Annotated in this window: 17 protein-coding genes; 7 read left to right on the top strand and 10 right to left on the bottom strand. The window is 69.3% G+C overall.

Features of this window, described 5'->3' with window-relative positions:
- The first annotated feature begins 169 nt into the window (after positions 1-169).
- A complete protein-coding gene (locus JJB11_RS05710; RefSeq protein ID WP_201166908.1) occupies positions 170-589 on the top strand; it encodes a hypothetical protein in 420 nt (139 codons plus the stop codon).
- Here the strand turns inward: JJB11_RS05710 and JJB11_RS05705 are convergent.
- The 5 genes from JJB11_RS05705 to JJB11_RS05685 all read right to left on the bottom strand — a co-directional run bounded on the left by JJB11_RS05705 (position 485) and on the right by JJB11_RS05685 (position 4,887).
- Positions 485-1,096 (bottom strand): UdgX family uracil-DNA binding protein, encoded by a 612-nt coding sequence (locus JJB11_RS05705; protein WP_201964614.1) that lies wholly within the window; start codon positions 1,094-1,096, stop codon positions 485-487. The genes JJB11_RS05710 and JJB11_RS05705 overlap by 105 nt on opposite strands.
- A complete protein-coding gene (locus tag JJB11_RS05700; protein ID WP_201166907.1) occupies positions 1,089-1,784 on the bottom strand; it encodes a TIGR03915 family putative DNA repair protein in 696 nt (231 codons plus the stop codon). Before JJB11_RS05700 ends, JJB11_RS05705 begins: the two co-directional genes overlap by 8 nt.
- Positions 1,785-1,908: 124 nt before the next feature.
- Positions 1,909-2,856: a lysylphosphatidylglycerol synthase domain-containing protein gene (locus JJB11_RS05695; RefSeq protein ID WP_201166906.1), complete on the bottom strand. Its 948-nt coding sequence runs from the start codon at positions 2,854-2,856 to the stop codon at positions 1,909-1,911.
- On the bottom strand, positions 2,853-4,103 hold the full coding sequence (gene clsB, locus JJB11_RS05690) for a cardiolipin synthase ClsB (protein ID WP_201166905.1): 1,251 nt from the start codon (positions 4,101-4,103) through the stop codon (positions 2,853-2,855). The genes JJB11_RS05695 and clsB overlap by 4 nt, the downstream gene beginning before the upstream one ends.
- Positions 4,104-4,110: 7 nt before the next feature.
- Positions 4,111-4,887, bottom strand: coding sequence for an endonuclease/exonuclease/phosphatase family protein (locus JJB11_RS05685; protein WP_201166904.1), 777 nt, complete (start codon positions 4,885-4,887; stop codon positions 4,111-4,113).
- A 288-nt stretch (positions 4,888-5,175) separates the two neighbouring features.
- Here JJB11_RS05685 and JJB11_RS05680 point away from each other — a divergent pair, with 288 nt between their 5' ends.
- The 3 genes from JJB11_RS05680 (at position 5,176) to JJB11_RS05670 (ending at position 7,011) form a co-directional block, all read left to right on the top strand.
- Complete coding sequence (locus JJB11_RS05680; RefSeq protein ID WP_201166903.1) at positions 5,176-5,736, top strand: acyloxyacyl hydrolase; 561 nt, start codon at positions 5,176-5,178, stop codon at positions 5,734-5,736.
- Between the two features lie 140 nt (positions 5,737-5,876).
- Complete coding sequence (locus JJB11_RS05675; RefSeq protein WP_201166902.1) at positions 5,877-6,335, top strand: hypothetical protein; 459 nt, start codon at positions 5,877-5,879, stop codon at positions 6,333-6,335.
- Between the two features lie 193 nt (positions 6,336-6,528).
- Positions 6,529-7,011, top strand: coding sequence for a hypothetical protein (locus tag JJB11_RS05670; RefSeq protein WP_201166901.1), 483 nt, complete (start codon positions 6,529-6,531; stop codon positions 7,009-7,011).
- A 62-nt stretch (positions 7,012-7,073) separates the two neighbouring features.
- On the opposite strand, the gene JJB11_RS05665 is transcribed toward JJB11_RS05670, so the two are convergent.
- On the bottom strand, positions 7,074-7,577 hold the full coding sequence (locus tag JJB11_RS05665) for a Spy/CpxP family protein refolding chaperone (protein ID WP_201166900.1): 504 nt from the start codon (positions 7,575-7,577) through the stop codon (positions 7,074-7,076).
- Positions 7,578-7,810: 233 nt separating this feature from the next.
- On the opposite strand from JJB11_RS05665, the gene JJB11_RS05660 reads away from it, so the two are divergent.
- The gene (locus tag JJB11_RS05660; RefSeq protein ID WP_201166899.1) at positions 7,811-8,161 is read left to right on the top strand and encodes a hypothetical protein; all 351 of its coding nucleotides are present in this window, start codon (positions 7,811-7,813) and stop codon (positions 8,159-8,161) included.
- Positions 8,162-8,183: 22 nt separating this feature from the next.
- Here the strand turns inward: JJB11_RS05660 and cueR are convergent, their stop codons facing one another.
- Both cueR and JJB11_RS05650 read right to left on the bottom strand, forming a co-directional pair.
- Positions 8,184-8,603: a Cu(I)-responsive transcriptional regulator gene (cueR, locus tag JJB11_RS05655; protein WP_201166898.1), complete on the bottom strand. Its 420-nt coding sequence runs from the start codon at positions 8,601-8,603 to the stop codon at positions 8,184-8,186.
- Positions 8,600-8,797: a heavy-metal-associated domain-containing protein gene (locus tag JJB11_RS05650; RefSeq protein ID WP_201166897.1), complete on the bottom strand. Its 198-nt coding sequence runs from the start codon at positions 8,795-8,797 to the stop codon at positions 8,600-8,602. Before JJB11_RS05650 ends, cueR begins: the two co-directional genes overlap by 4 nt.
- Positions 8,798-8,935: 138 nt before the next feature.
- On the opposite strand from JJB11_RS05650, the gene JJB11_RS05645 reads away from it, so the two are divergent.
- Together JJB11_RS05645 and JJB11_RS05640 are read left to right on the top strand one after the other, a co-directional pair.
- Complete coding sequence (locus JJB11_RS05645; RefSeq protein ID WP_201166896.1) at positions 8,936-11,134, top strand: heavy metal translocating P-type ATPase; 2,199 nt, start codon at positions 8,936-8,938, stop codon at positions 11,132-11,134.
- A 56-nt stretch (positions 11,135-11,190) separates the two neighbouring features.
- Positions 11,191-11,775, top strand: coding sequence for a hemerythrin domain-containing protein (locus JJB11_RS05640; RefSeq protein WP_201166895.1), 585 nt, complete (start codon positions 11,191-11,193; stop codon positions 11,773-11,775).
- Between the two features lie 15 nt (positions 11,776-11,790).
- Here JJB11_RS05640 and JJB11_RS05635 read toward each other — a convergent pair whose 3' ends face one another.
- Positions 11,791-12,903 (bottom strand): alkene reductase, encoded by a 1,113-nt coding sequence (locus JJB11_RS05635; RefSeq protein WP_201166894.1) that lies wholly within the window; start codon positions 12,901-12,903, stop codon positions 11,791-11,793.
- 95 nt (positions 12,904-12,998) lie between these two features.
- Positions 12,999-13,604 carry a glutathione transferase GstA gene (gene gstA / locus JJB11_RS05630; protein WP_201166893.1) on the bottom strand — a complete coding sequence of 202 codons (606 nt, stop codon included), beginning with the start codon at positions 13,602-13,604 and terminating at the stop codon, positions 12,999-13,001.
- Positions 13,605-13,645 lie beyond the last annotated feature (41 nt).

Below are 13,645 nucleotides of genomic sequence, written 5' to 3'. Positions count from 1 at the left end.
GCGAAGTTTAGCAGTGAGGTGTAACGCTTCAGGTTGCAATCGCGAGCAGGTGTCCCCGCCGAGGGTCTGGCCGGCTCTTGCCAGCACGCTCCTACCGCACGAGGCGCATCGCACGCTCTTGCCTGCGCTCGCGGGCGAAGCACACTGCCTGGATCGCAAGGAGTCGCAGATGAACCGCCATCCTCACCATCGCACCCACTGGCTGGGCGTCGCCCTCGTGCTGGGGCTCGGCTTGCTGGCGTTCGAGTCCGCCGCGCAGCAGATTCCCAGGCACCTGAACCCGGGTGCGTCGGCGACCTTCCAGGGCCGTCCCGCGATGGCGGGCGCCCAGGCCGGCATCGGCGCTCTCGCCGGCCCGCCACAAGGCGGCATCGGCTTGCAGGGCAGCGAAGGTGCGGGCCTCAACCTGCGCCGCCCGCGCATCATCGAGGAGCAGATGGCGGCCAAGCCGCCGCAGGTGCCGTGTCCGCTGGTGCCGCGGGTCTCAGCGGCGGAAGACCCGCTGTGCCTGGCGCAGGTCTACGACGAAGGCCTCGAACGCCGCTACGCGCGACTCGGGATCGACCCGCAGCAGCGCAGACGGATGTAGGGTCACCAGCACCTCCAGGCCGTCCGGCCGCGGTAGCCACTGGCCGCGGTTCGCCGTCACCGGCACGGCCCGCCCGAGCAGCGAGCGTGCTGCCGTCGCGCCGAGCGCCACCAGCGCGGCGGGCCGCACCAGCGCGATCTCGTCTTCCAGCCAGTGATGGCAGGCGGCGATCTCTCGTTGGGTCGGGCTCTTGTGGATGCGGCGCTTGCCGCGCAGCTCGAACTTGAAGTGCTTCACCGCGTTGGAGACGAAGGTCTGCTCGCGCGGGATGCCTGCCTCCTCCAGCGCGCGGGCCAGCAGCTTGCCGGCGGGGCCGATGAAGGGATGGCCTTGCAGGTCCTCCTGGTCGCCGGGCTGTTCGCCCACCAGCATGAGCCTGGCCTTCAGGTGGCCTTCTCCGATCACGGACTGCGTGGCGAACTCGCCGATGGGGCACTCGCGGCAGGCCATGGTGGCCGCCTTCAGTGCGGCCAGGGAGCGGATGTCCGGATCGGGACGCTCAGCCACCGCCGGCAGGCCGGCGGCCGGCCGCGAACACGCGCTGGTCACAGGCCAGCCAGTCGGCGTCGGAGGCCCCCGGGCCGGGCACCTCCTGGGCGGGGACGCCCGGACCGAACAGCAGCCGCCCGCCGTCGCCCCGCACGCTGCGCTGTGGCGTGAAGATCGCCCAGCGAGGCGCCACCATGCGCTTGGCCAACCAGGGCGCCACCGCTTCGACCACGTGGTGCGCCGGCTCGTACCAGCCGACCTCCAGCTCCTCGCCCTGCGGGTCGCGCACCTTGCGCAGGCGCAGGTTCGCCTTCATCTTGTGGATGTCGCGCCGCACGGCATGGGCCATGTGCTGGGCCTGCTGGATGTCGTCGTCGAGCGGATCGTTGCGCAGTCCGGGCTCGTGCACCAGCCGCCACAGCAGCCGGTACAGGAGCGCGAAACGCGCCGGGTCCCGGTGCAGCACGACGAATTCGCACAGTCGCGTGAAGGACGCGGGCACGATGGCCGTTGCCGCGCGTGCGACGTTGCGCGGCCGGCTGGCCTGCGGCGGTTGCGCGTCGGAGTAGAGATCCGGCGTGGGCTGCAACTGCCAGTGCACATCCTCGGGTGGCACCTGGTGCGCGAGCAGGGCGGTCGCCTCGGAACGGAAACCCGCCAGGTCGGTGTCTCCTGCCAATTTCGCTTCCGTGGCGGTACTTGTCATCGCATCAACCTCGTGCGCGCGCTTTCTCGTGGCCGGGCGAGGCGTTCACGCGCTGCATGTTCGTTTCCATGCATCCATTGTCGGCACGCATGGCTCTTGCAGGCGGTCGACGTATGCAATTGCATCAAGCGGGCACCTGCTTGCGCATCCGGATCTCCACCTTCGCGTAGAGCAATCCGCCCACTAGCAGGGGGACCAGGTAGAAGATCGCGCGGAATGCCAGCAGTGCGCCCAGCACCTGGTGCTGCGGCACGCGGGTCGCCAGCAGCGTGATGAAGACGGCCTCCGTCACCCCCAGGCCCGCGGGCACGTGCAGCATGACGCCAGCCATCGCTGCGATGAGCATGACCGACAAGGCGGTCGGATAGTCGATCGCGCCCTGCAGCAAGGTCCAGGGCACGGCCGCCATCGTCATCCAGTGGGTGCACGAGATGGCGAACTGCGCCAGCGCCATCCGGGTGGTCGGCAGCTCGACCTCGTGGCCGCGGACCGTCCAGCTGCGCTGGCGCGAGAAGGTGCACAGGCCCAGGTACACGACCGCGGTGGCGAGCAGCAGCACGCCGACGAGGCGCAGCTCCTCCTGGTCGAGACGGAAACTGGCCGGCAGCTGCAGCGGCGCGATCGTGAACACCAGGCCCGCCAGCAGGATGTAGCCGATCCAGTTGGTGACCAGGGCAAGGGTGACGACGCGCGTGATGTTGCTGTAGCGGACGTCGTGGTTGCCGTAGAGCCGGTAGCGCAGGCCGATGCCGCCCACCAGCGAACCGAGGTTGAGGTTGAAGGCGTAGCTGATGAAGCTCACCAGCATCACCTGCCGCTTGCTCATGTGGTGGCCGGTGTAGTTCCGCCCCACCAGGTCCATGAGGCTGTAGACGAGGTGGCTGATCGCCGCGACGCCGAGCGCCTGCAGCAGCACGGGCCGCGGCAGTTCCAGCACGCTCTGCTTCACCTTGGGCCAGTCGACCTTGTGCGCGTAGCGCACCAGCAGGGCCGCGACGACGACCAGGAACAGCACGCCGCCCACGCGCTTGATCATCGGCCATCGCGGATGCTCCAGGATCTTGCGGATCATGCCTTCTCCTTGGTGAGGATCGGCAGGATCGGCTTGTCCTGCGTCGGTTTCGCCGGCAGCAGGCGGGGGACATGGCGCGGCAGCCACTGCGCCCAGCGCGGATAGTGGCGGGTGAAGTGGTAGGCGAGGAAGCTGCGCACCAGGGGCAGGCCTTCGAGCTCGCCCACCGACTCCACCGTCACCTCGCTGCAGGCGTCGCGCATCAACCGGTCCAGCTGCGCCGACAGCGTCGCGTTGAACGCGGGGTCGCGGATGATCACGTTGGCTTCCAGGTTGAACGAGAGGCTCATGGGATCGAGGTTGCTCGAGCCGACGGTGGCCCACTCGTCGTCCATGACCGCCACCTTGCCGTGCAGGGGCCGCTCGCAGTACTCGTAGATCTTGACGCCAGAGCGCAGCAGGTAGTGGTACAGCATGCTGGCCGCCGTCTTCACGAACGCCATGTCCGGCTCGCCCTGCAGGATCAGGCGCACGTCGACGCCGCGCCGGGCCGCGCGCTTGAGCTCCTTGATGAAGCGGTAGCCGGGAAAGAAATACGCATTCGCGATGACGATGCGCTTGCGTGCGGCGCGGATCGCGATCCGGTAGCTGCGCTCGATGTCGTCCATGTGCCTGCGGTTGTCGCGCACGACGAACATGGCCTCGGAGCTGCCGACCTCGGGCAAGTCCTCGGCATTGGCGCGGAACTGCTTGCGCCACCGCCACCACTGCCGGCGCTGGCGCGCATGGCGCAGGCCCTCAGCGAGGGCGGCATGGCAGAACCGCTCGATCTCCGCCACCAGCGGACCTCGGATCTCGACGGCATAGTCCTGCTTCGCTTCCGGGCCGAAGTCCTTCAAGTGGTCGGCCGAGTAGTTGATGCCGCCGACGAAAGCGACCTCGCGGTCGACCACCACGATCTTGCGGTGCATGCGGCGCAGCAGGTGCGGCCGCAGCCCGAACGGGCGCCGCCCCGGGTTGAACGAGTGGATGCGCACGCCGGCCGCACGCAGCGAGTCCAGGAAGTGCCGCGAGAGGTCGGGCGAGCCCCAGTCGTCGATGGTGATGTCGACCTGCGCACCGCGCTGCGCTGCCGCGATCAAGGCCTCGTGCAGTTGCAGGCCCACCTTGTCCTCGAACAGGATGAAGGTCTCGACGATCACCTCGCGCTTGGCGTTGGCGATGCAGGCGAACACGCGCGGGAAGAACTCCTCGCCGTTCTCCAGCAGGCGGATGTCGTTGCCGCGGGTCCAGTGCTTCTGTTCCATGACGGCCTCAGAGACGGATCTCGGCCACGAGCGGAGCGTGGTCGGACAGGTGCGACCAGGGCCGGCGCGGCAGCACGACCGGCAGGTGCACCGAGCAGTTGCGCACGTAGATGCGGTCCAGGGACAGCACGGGAAAGATCGCCGGGAAGGTCTTGGCGGGCTCGCCGTACGCGGTGACGAAGATCTCGCGCAGGCCGGCTTCGCGCCACAGCACGTCGTTGGCGCGCCGGCGCCAGTCGTTGAAATCACCGGCGATGATGAGCGGTGCGTCGGCCGGCACTTCGGTGTGCGTGATCTGGCACAGCAGGTCCAGCTGCTGCTGCCGATGCGCCTCGGCAAGGCCCAGGTGCACGCAGATGGCGTGGACCTCCTGGGCGAAGTTGGGCACCTTCAGCACGCAGTGCAGCAGGCCGCGCTTCTCCGGACCGGGCAGGGAAACATCATGGTTTTCGTAGCGCACGATAGGGAACTTGGACATCACCGCGTTGCCGTGATGGCCCTTGGGATAGACCATGTTGCGGCCATAGGCGAACTGCGGCCAGATGCTGTCGGCCAGGAACTCGTACTGGCCCGCATCGGGCCAGTCCTCCAGCCGCTTGCCGTGATCGTCGTGCATGCCCAGCACCTCCTGCATGAACACGACGTCGGCGCCCACCTTGCGCACGGCGTCGCGCAGCTCGGGCAGGATGAACTTGCGATTGAACGTGGTGAAGCCCTTGTGGATGTTCACGGTCATCACGGTGAGTTGCGGTGCCGGATTCAGGGGCTCGCTCATGTCGCTCATGGGGGCGTTTGCTGGCTCGTTGTCGGTGGATCCCAGTTGTAGGGTCCGCGTCGGGCTCGACGGGTAGGACGCGAGGCCAAGTTCGTGTTGCTGCCCGGCGGCGCGCTCTGTGGCCGCGAGCCGATTCGGGAGCACTCCAGGCGCGCGCGCTGTGCAGCCCGGCGTAGGAACCCGTCCGACCGGCGTGCCGGCTAGTGGCGCACCGGCGTGTCGTCGGCGATCCAATTTCGCGCAACGCGCGGGGCCGTGTTCCTCACGTTGTGCGCAGTGCGCGTGAAACTCAGCGCCATGCAGCCCCGGTCACTCGCACGCGCTTGCGTGGCCAGCGCGTTGGTCGCGGTGCTCCCGCTGGCCCGGGCATTCGACCTGCGGCCGGACGCGTTCACGCTGCAGTCGGGCGCAGGCGAGCACAGCGTGCGGATGGTGGGTGCCGGACTGCGCTGGGCCTGGGATTTCGAGAGCATGCGCAGATCCGCGGAACTGACCGCCCACACCGAGCTGCTGGCAAACCAGTGGCGCGCCGAGCTGGCGGACCGCAGCGCCGTCGTGCAGTACACGCAGCTGGTTCTGCTGCCGACGCTGCGCATGCGGCTGGCCCGAGGCGCTTCTCCCTGGTTCCTGGAGGTCGGCCTCGGTTTGAGCTGGACCGACCATCCTTTCCAGACGCCGGGCCACACCTTCAGCACGCAGTGGAATTTCCAGGACGTGCTGGGAGCGGGCTACACCATCGGCGGGCCGAAGGGCCGCGACGAGATCCAGCTGCGGCTGGCCCACTTCTCGAACGCCGGACTGGAGAGCCCGAATCCGGGCGAGACCTGCGTGCAGCTGCGCTTCGCCCGGCGGTTCTGAGACAAGGCGGCCTTGCCGTGTCCTACGACCGGCGGACCCCGTGTCCGATACGACCGGGGCGCCAGCGGTCCAAACTGCTTCCAAAGCGGCCCGGTGCATTGCCGGGTCTTCCACAACACTGAACCGTACGGAGCTCTTGCATGAAGAAGACCACCCTTTCCCTGATCGTCGCCGGCGCTCTTGGCCTGGCGGGCATCGCCCAGGCCGAAACCTTCAATACCCCGACGCAGGCCGGCGAGGCCAGCACGATGACCACCGGCCAGCCGAACCAGCTGACCACGAACTCTCCCTATGGGGACAGCACGGTTGTGATGCCGTCTGCCCAGGTCGACAGCACCACCACGATGGGCGCCGGCCCGAACATGATGGACCACTCGGTCTACGTCCAGCCGGGTTGGTCCGGCAGCGAGCACCAGCGCAAGGAGGCCGCAGCGACGTTCAACACTCCTGCGCGTGCCGGTGAAGCCAGCACCATGACCGGGGGCGCGCCCAACATGCTGACCGACAACACGCGCCTCTCCGGCGACCGCGCCGTGGATGTGTGGAGCGTGCCGTCCAACCCGTACAGCTCGCCGCAGTCGATGTACTACGGCTCCTGAGGCAGCTCACCAGCCACGAAGAAGCCAGGCAGCGCCTGGCTTTTTTCATGGCCCGCGCAGTCCGGTGCTCGCCCGGCCGCTCCTACGGCGGCTGCAAAGGCCGTCCGATACGGTCGGGATGCGGGCCCTCCACACTGGGTGAACGCACCCGGCCAGGCGCCGGGCCTCACCAACGCACAGTACGGAGGTTTCGATGAAGAAGATGTCCCTGTCCCTGCTGGCCGCCGGTGTGATGGCGGTTGCAGGAGCCGCCCATGCCGACGCGATCTTCTATCCCAACGGCACCATGATCGATCTCGGCCCGAACGGCGCCCACAGCCTGGCGCTGGGCTCGAGCGACAGCATGACGAGCACTCCCCCGGTGGACACCACGACCCTCGGGGCCGGCCCGGCGACCACCACCACGACGGTCGTGGAGCACGTCTACGTCCAGCCCAACATCAACTGGGATCGTGATACGGCCTTGATGCAGATGCACCGCAATTCGCACCTGCACGGCGTGCGACACCAGGCGGCCGCGACCTTCAACGTGCCGGACCGCTCGGGCGAGGCGAGCACCATGACCGGCGGCGCGCCGAATGCGGTCACGGACAACGGCGCGCTCGTGGTCGGCAGCTACACCATCCCTTACAGCGTCATGAGCGTGGACGGCCCGTACTACGTGTTCTCGTACTGAGCTTCCCCGCGCCATGAAGAAAGCCAGGCGATCGCCTGGCTTTCTGGGTCCGCGCTGAAGGCTCAGCCGCGCTGCTGCTCGCCGCCGTGATGGCCACGGTGCCCATGGTGCTCGCCGCCGCGCCCCAGGAAGCGCAGGCTTTCCGCGTCGAACACCTTCTTCTGTTCGGCGCTGAGCGAGGCGTAGAAGGCCTTGGTGGCGTCCATGCGGCGGTCCATCTGGGCCTCGCGCTGCGCCCGCAGGGCGCGCATCTGGTCGATCCGCTCGGGCGTCGTCATCGACGCGAACTGCGCGCGATCGGGACGCTGGTGCGGCGTGGGCTGCAGGGCGGCCGTCCAGGTTGCCCAGGAGCCTTCCTGCGCGGGCGTGATGGCCAGCTTCTGCTTCAGTTCGCCGAGGCGCTCCGCCATGCGCTGCTGCATCTTTGCGCGGAACTGCTCCATGCGCGCGGCGTCGGGGCGACCGTTGGAGCCGGGAGCGGCGGGGCTCTGCGCCTGGGCCAGGGCGCCGAAGCCTGCCGCAGCGATCACGGCGGCGGCCAGGAGGTTGCGACGATGCGGTGTCATGCTCGATCCTTTCAGGGTGGCGGTCCACGTTGCGGGCCCGATGCTGCGCAGTCTGGGCCGCCGCTGTGTCTCATCCATCTCGCCAGCGTTGCGGGCGCGTAAAGATCACGCGCCTCGCACGGGCTACACGTGCGGTCGGGGGCGTCCTACGGCAAGCGTCCACCGGCAATGACGCGGCCAACGGAAGGGCAGGGCCACAGTGAGCGCAGCCCAAGCCATCACAGGAGTTCATCATGAGGGTGCAGGAATCATTGCGTGCCGCGGCCGGGGTGCTGGCCACCGCGCTGTTCGCCGCCGCGGGCGCCCACGCCCAGACGCCCAAGCTGCCCGAGCCCGCCACCATGACCGACACGGCGCCTAGCCCCGCAAACGATCGCGGGAGCATGGGCGCCGTGATCCTGATCGACGAGCCGGTGCTTGCCCAGCGTGCAGCCATGCAGGCCGTGCGGGAGCGCGGGGACCTGGACACGCGGTCCATGGGCGCGGGCCCAGCGCGCATCCAGCGACGCACGATCACCATCGACGAGATCCGCCAGCAGCGCGCAATGGAGGCTGGACAGGGCGCGCGCGGCACGCCGAAGTGACAGGCGTCGGGGGAGCGCCTGGTCAGCGGGCGAGCTCCTCCAGGATCGGGCAGTCGGGTCGCTCGTCGCCCTGGCAGCAGTGGATCAGGTGCAGCAGCGCGTCCTGCATCTGCTGCAAGTCCGCGATGCGCTGCGCCAAGTGCTCGGCATGCTTCTGCGCGATGCGGCGCACGCTGGCGCTGGCACGCCGCCGGTTCTGCCACAGGCTCACCAGCGCGCCGATTTCCTCCATCGAGAATCCCAGGTCGCGCGCGCGCTTGATGAAGCGCAGCGTGTGCACCTCCGGCTCGCTGTACTGGCGGTAGCCGCCCTCCGTGCGCAGCACGCGTGGCAGCAGTCCCAGCCCTTCATAGTGCCGGACCATCTTGGCCGAGACACCCGACAGGCGCGCGGCCTCGCCGATGTTCACCGGCCAGCGGGTCGTCGGTCCGGCGGAGCTCACGCGCTGACCCGGTAGCCTTCCTCTTCGATCGCCCGCGCGATGGCCGCGCGGTCCTGCGCCGATTGCACGTCCACCTTGCCCGTGGGCAGGTCGACCTTCACCTCGGCTTGCGGGTCCACCGATCGCACGGCCTGGGTGACCGCGTTGACGCAGTGGCCGCAGCTCATGCCTTGCACCTGGAATGTCTGGTTCATGGGAAATCCTTTCATGGACAAGCGTAGACCTTGCCACCATGGTAAGGTCAAACCCACTGCCGGGTGGCCCTGCTGGCCGCCGGGTTGACCCAGCGCAAGGCTTGACCTTGCCATCGTGGCAAGGTCCACCCTCGATCCATGGACAGCTCCACCACCGCACCTGCGACCATCGACCTCGGCGTCGGCGGGATGACTTGCGCCTCGTGCGTCAGCCGCGTCGAGCGCGCACTGAAGAAGGTGCCCGGCGTCAGCGACGCGGTCGTGAATCTCGCCACCGAATCGGCGCGTGTCACCTACGCGCCCTCCAGCCAGCTCGAGGCGCAGCTGCGGCGCGCGATCCGCAACGCGGGCTACGAGCCCCGTGCGATGGCGGCCGGCGCGGTGGAGGACCTGTCGCCCTGGGCCGGCTTCGCGCCGGTCGCCATCGGCCTGCTGCTCTCGCTGCCGCTCGTGCTGCCCATGGTGGGCGAGCTGGCGGGCCGCGACTGGATGCTGCCGCCGTGGCTGCAGTTCCTGCTGGCCACGCCCGTGCAGTTCGTGCTCGGCGCCCGCTTCTACAAGGCGGGCTGGCATGCGCTGAAGGCCGGTACCGGCAACATGGACCTGCTGGTGGCGATCGGCACCAGCGCCGGCTGGGGCCTGTCGATGTGGCTGTGGCTGGCCCAGGGCCATGCCCACCTGTACTTCGAAGCCTCCGCCGTCGTCGTGAGCCTGGTGCTGCTGGGCAAGTGGCTGGAGGCCCGCGCCAAGCGGCAGACCACGACGGCCATCCGCGCCCTGCAGGCGCTGCGGCCGGAGATTGCGCACGTCATGCTGCGCGCGGGCGGCGAGGCCGACCTGCCGCTGGCCGAAGTCATGGCCGGCGACCGGCTGGTGGTGCGACCGGGCGAGCGCGTCCCGGCCGATGGCGTCGTGGAGCAGGGCGACACCCACGTCGACGAGTCCATGCTCACGGGCGAGCCGCTGCCGGTGGCTAAGGCCGCGGGCGCGCGCGTCACCGGCGGCAGCATCAACGGCGAGGGGCGCTTCGTGATGCGGGCGACGGCAGTGGGCCAGGAGAGCGTGCTCGCGCAGATCATCCGCCTGGTGGAGGACGCGCAGGCCGCCAAGGCGCCGATCCAGCGCCTGGTGGACCAGGTGGCGGCGGTGTTCGTGCCGGTGGTGCTCGTGGTCGCGGCGATCACGCTAGCGGCCTGGCTGATCTTCGGCGCCGGCATCGAGGTTGCGCTGGTGCACGCGGTGGCGGTGCTGGTGATCGCGTGTCCGTGCGCGCTGGGCCTGGCGACGCCGGCGGCGATCATGGCGGGCACCGGCGTCGCCGCGCGGAACGGGATCCTGATCAAGGATGCGCAGGCGCTGGAGCTCGCACATCGGGTGGACACCGTCGCCTTCGACAAGACCGGCACGCTCACCGTGGGACAGCCGCGCCTGGTGGCTTTCCTTGCGCCCGCGCGTGTCGATGGCGACGCGCAGCTGGCCGCTGCCGCGAGCCTGCAAAGCGGCAGCGAGCACCCGCTGGCGCGCGCCGTGGTGGCCGCGGCGGGCGAGCGCGGGATCGCAGTCACGCCGCCGGACAGCGTGCGTGCGGTCGCCGGGCGCGGCACCGAAGGCGAGGTCGGCGTGCGCAGCTACCTGATCGCAAGCCTCTCCTGGCTGCAGGAGTTGCAGGTGCCGCTGGGCGAGCTGCAGGCCGACGTGCAGCGCCTGCAGGCCGAAGGCGCCACGCTCTCCGTGCTGGTGGAGCGCGTGACCGGCGGGCTGGCCGTGCGCGCCCTGATGGCCTTCGCCGACGAGCCCAAGCCGCAAGCGGCGGAAGCGCTCGCGCGCTTGCGTGCGCGGGGGCTGCGGCTGGCGATGATCTCGGGCGACAACCGCGCCGCCGCGCTGGCCATGGGCGCGCGCCTCGGGCTGCAGCCGCAGGAGGTGCAGGCCGAGGTCCTGCCCGGCGACAAGGCAGCGCGCGTGGCGGCGCTGCGCGAGGGCGGCCATGTCGTGGCGATGGTGGGCGACGGCGTCAACGATGCGCCCGCGCTCGCCGCGGCCGACGTCGGCATCGCGATGGGCACTGGCACGGACGTGGCGATGCACGCGGCGGGCGTCACCCTGATGCGCGGCGACGTGGCGCTGGTGGCCGGTGCGCTCGACATCTCGCGGCGCACCGTGCGCAAGATCCGGCAGAACCTGTTCTGGGCCTTTGCGTACAACGTGGCGGGCATTCCGCTTGCGGCGCTGGGCTACCTGAGCCCGGTGGTCGCCGGCGCGGCGATGGCGCTTTCCAGCGTGAGCGTGCTCACGAACGCGCTGCTGCTCAAGCGCTGGCGCCTGCACGCGCGTTGACGCAGGTCAAGGGGGGTGGCGCGGCTGCGTGCCAATCTGGATGCAGGAGACTTGCCATGCATACCACCTCGGCCCTGCAAACCATCCGCGACGAGCATGCCGCAGTCGCTGCCGTCCTGCGCTCCATGCTGCAGATGCTGGACCGCGATCCCGACCAGGAGCCCGAGCGCTATTTCGACGTGCTGCGCGCGATGCTGTTCTACATCGACGAATTTCCCGAGCGGCGCCACCACCCCAAGGAATCGGACCTGCTGTTCCCCAAGCTCGCGCGCGTCGCGCCGCAGCTGATGCCGGTGATCAAGAAGCTGGAAGACGACCACATGTCCGGCGAGCACCGCGTGCGCGAACTGCAGCACCTGCTGCTCGCGTGGGAGCTGCTGGGCGACAGCCGCCGGCCGGCCTTCGACCAGGCGGCGCGCGCGTACGCCGACTTCTACCTGCACCACATGCGGACCGAGGAAACCGAGCTGCTGCCGGTCGCGCAGAAACTCCTCAGCGCCTCGGACTGGGAGCAGCTGAACGCCGCCTTCAGCGCGCAAGGCGACCCACTGGTGTCCGGCGTGCGGGACCCGATGTACGACCGCCTGTTCACGCGCATCGTCATGCGGGCGCCCGCGCCGATCGGCGTCGGACCGGAATAGCCCGGCCCGCGGTCCTCAGGCCGGTTGCGCCTGCAGCGCCGGATAGTCCGTGTAACCCTCCGCGCCGCCGCCGTACAGCGTCTCCTTCACGAGCGGGTTGAACCCTGCGTTCGTGCGCAGGCGCTGCACCAAGTCCGGGTTGGCGATGAACAGCCGCCCGAAGGCGACCAGGTCGGCGCCTTGCTCGAGCGCCTTGCCGGCGAGCGCGCGGTCGTAGCCGTTGTTGACCATCCAGGCGCCCTTCGCGCCGGTGGCGCGCCAGGCGTGCAGCATCTTGTCGTAGTCGAAGGGCCGGCCTTCCACCTCGCGCGGGCCGCCGGTCGCACCTTCGATCAGGTGCAGGTAGGCGATGCCCAGGGGCGCGACCTGGCGCACCACGTAGTCGAACAGCTTCTGCGGATCCTCATCGGCGACGTCGTTGGCGGGCGTGACGGGAGACAGGCGCAGGCCCACGCGTTCGCGGCCCACTTCCTCGCAGACTTCGCGCATCACCTCGAGCAGGAAGCGCGCGCGGTTCTCGATGGAGCCGCCGTAGTCGTCGGTGCGGTGGTTGGAGCTGCTCTTGAGGAACTGGTCCAGCAGGTAGCCGTTGGCGCCGTGCACCTCCACGCCGTCAAAGCCTGCGGCGATCGCATTGCGCGCCGCGTGCCGGAAATCGCGCACGATGCCCGGGATCTCTTTCGCGTCCAGCGCGCGCGGCTCGGAGGTCGGGACGAAACTGCCCTTGCCCTGGTGGATCACGTACGTCTTTGTCTTCGCGGCGATCGCGGAGGGCGCGACCGGCTTCTGGCCCTGCGGCTGCAGGTCCAAGTGCGAGACCCGCCCCACGTGCCACAGCTGGCAGTAGATGCGGCCGCCGCGCTCGTGCACGGCGCGGGTGACGCGCTTCCAGCCATCGAGCTGCTCGGTCCCGTAGAGGCCCGGGACGTCCGCGTAGCCCTGGCCCTGGTGCGTGATCGCGGTGGCCTCGCTGATGATGAGGCCGGCGCTCGCGCGCTGCGCGTAGTACTCGGCCATGAGGGGCGTGGGAATGGCGTCGGGCGCGCGGTTGCGCGTGAGCGGCGCCATCACGATGCGGTTGGGAAGGTGCAGGCTACCCACCTGCACAGGTTCGAAGAGGGATTTCATGGACTGTTGGTGAGGTGAGGGAGGCCGGGGTTCCGCGCGCAACCCCGGTGCGCGGCATGCGCCTACGCCGCCGCGCGCTGGACGCGAGAGCTGGCTCAGGCCAGCTTTTCGACCTGGAGTGCTTCCTGCACCGCGGGACGGGCACCCACACGCTGCTGGTGCGCCTGCAGGTTGGGGAAGGCGCTGAGGTCCAGCGCCATGGGCTTGGCCCAGCGCGTGACGGTGTAGAGGTAGGCGTCGGCCACGGTGAAGTGGTCGCCCATCAGGTAGTCCTTGCCCGCGAGCTCGTTGTTCACGAAGCCGAAGCGGTTGGCCAGGCGCTCGCGGTAGATCTTCTTGCCTTCCTCCGGCATGTTGGGATTGAACAGCGGCGAGAAGCTCTTGTGGATCTCCGTGCCGATGAAGGTCAGCCACTCCTGCAGCCGGTAGCGGGGCAGGGTGCCATTGGCGGGAGCGAGGTTCTTGTTCGGGACCTGGTCGGCGATGTACTGGACGATCGCCGGGCCTTCGCGGAGGCGCGTGCCGTCGTCCAGCTCCAGCAGCGGCACATAGCCCAGGGGGTTGATGGTGTAGTAGTCGGTGCCGTCGGGGAGCTGGTGCGTCTTGGTCGGTGCCATCACGGCTTCGAAGGCCAGGCCGGCCTCGCGCAGCACGATGTGGGGCGACAGGGAGCAGGCGCCGGGGGAGTAATACAGCTTCATCGTTGTTTCCTTGGTTTGCGCTGTGGCGGATGTGAACAAAT

The organism is Ramlibacter ginsenosidimutans, from assembly GCF_016654015.1.
Classification (GTDB): Bacteria; Pseudomonadota; Gammaproteobacteria; order Burkholderiales; family Burkholderiaceae_C; genus Ramlibacter; species Ramlibacter ginsenosidimutans.
This window is presented reverse-complemented; position numbering and strand designations above follow the sequence as displayed.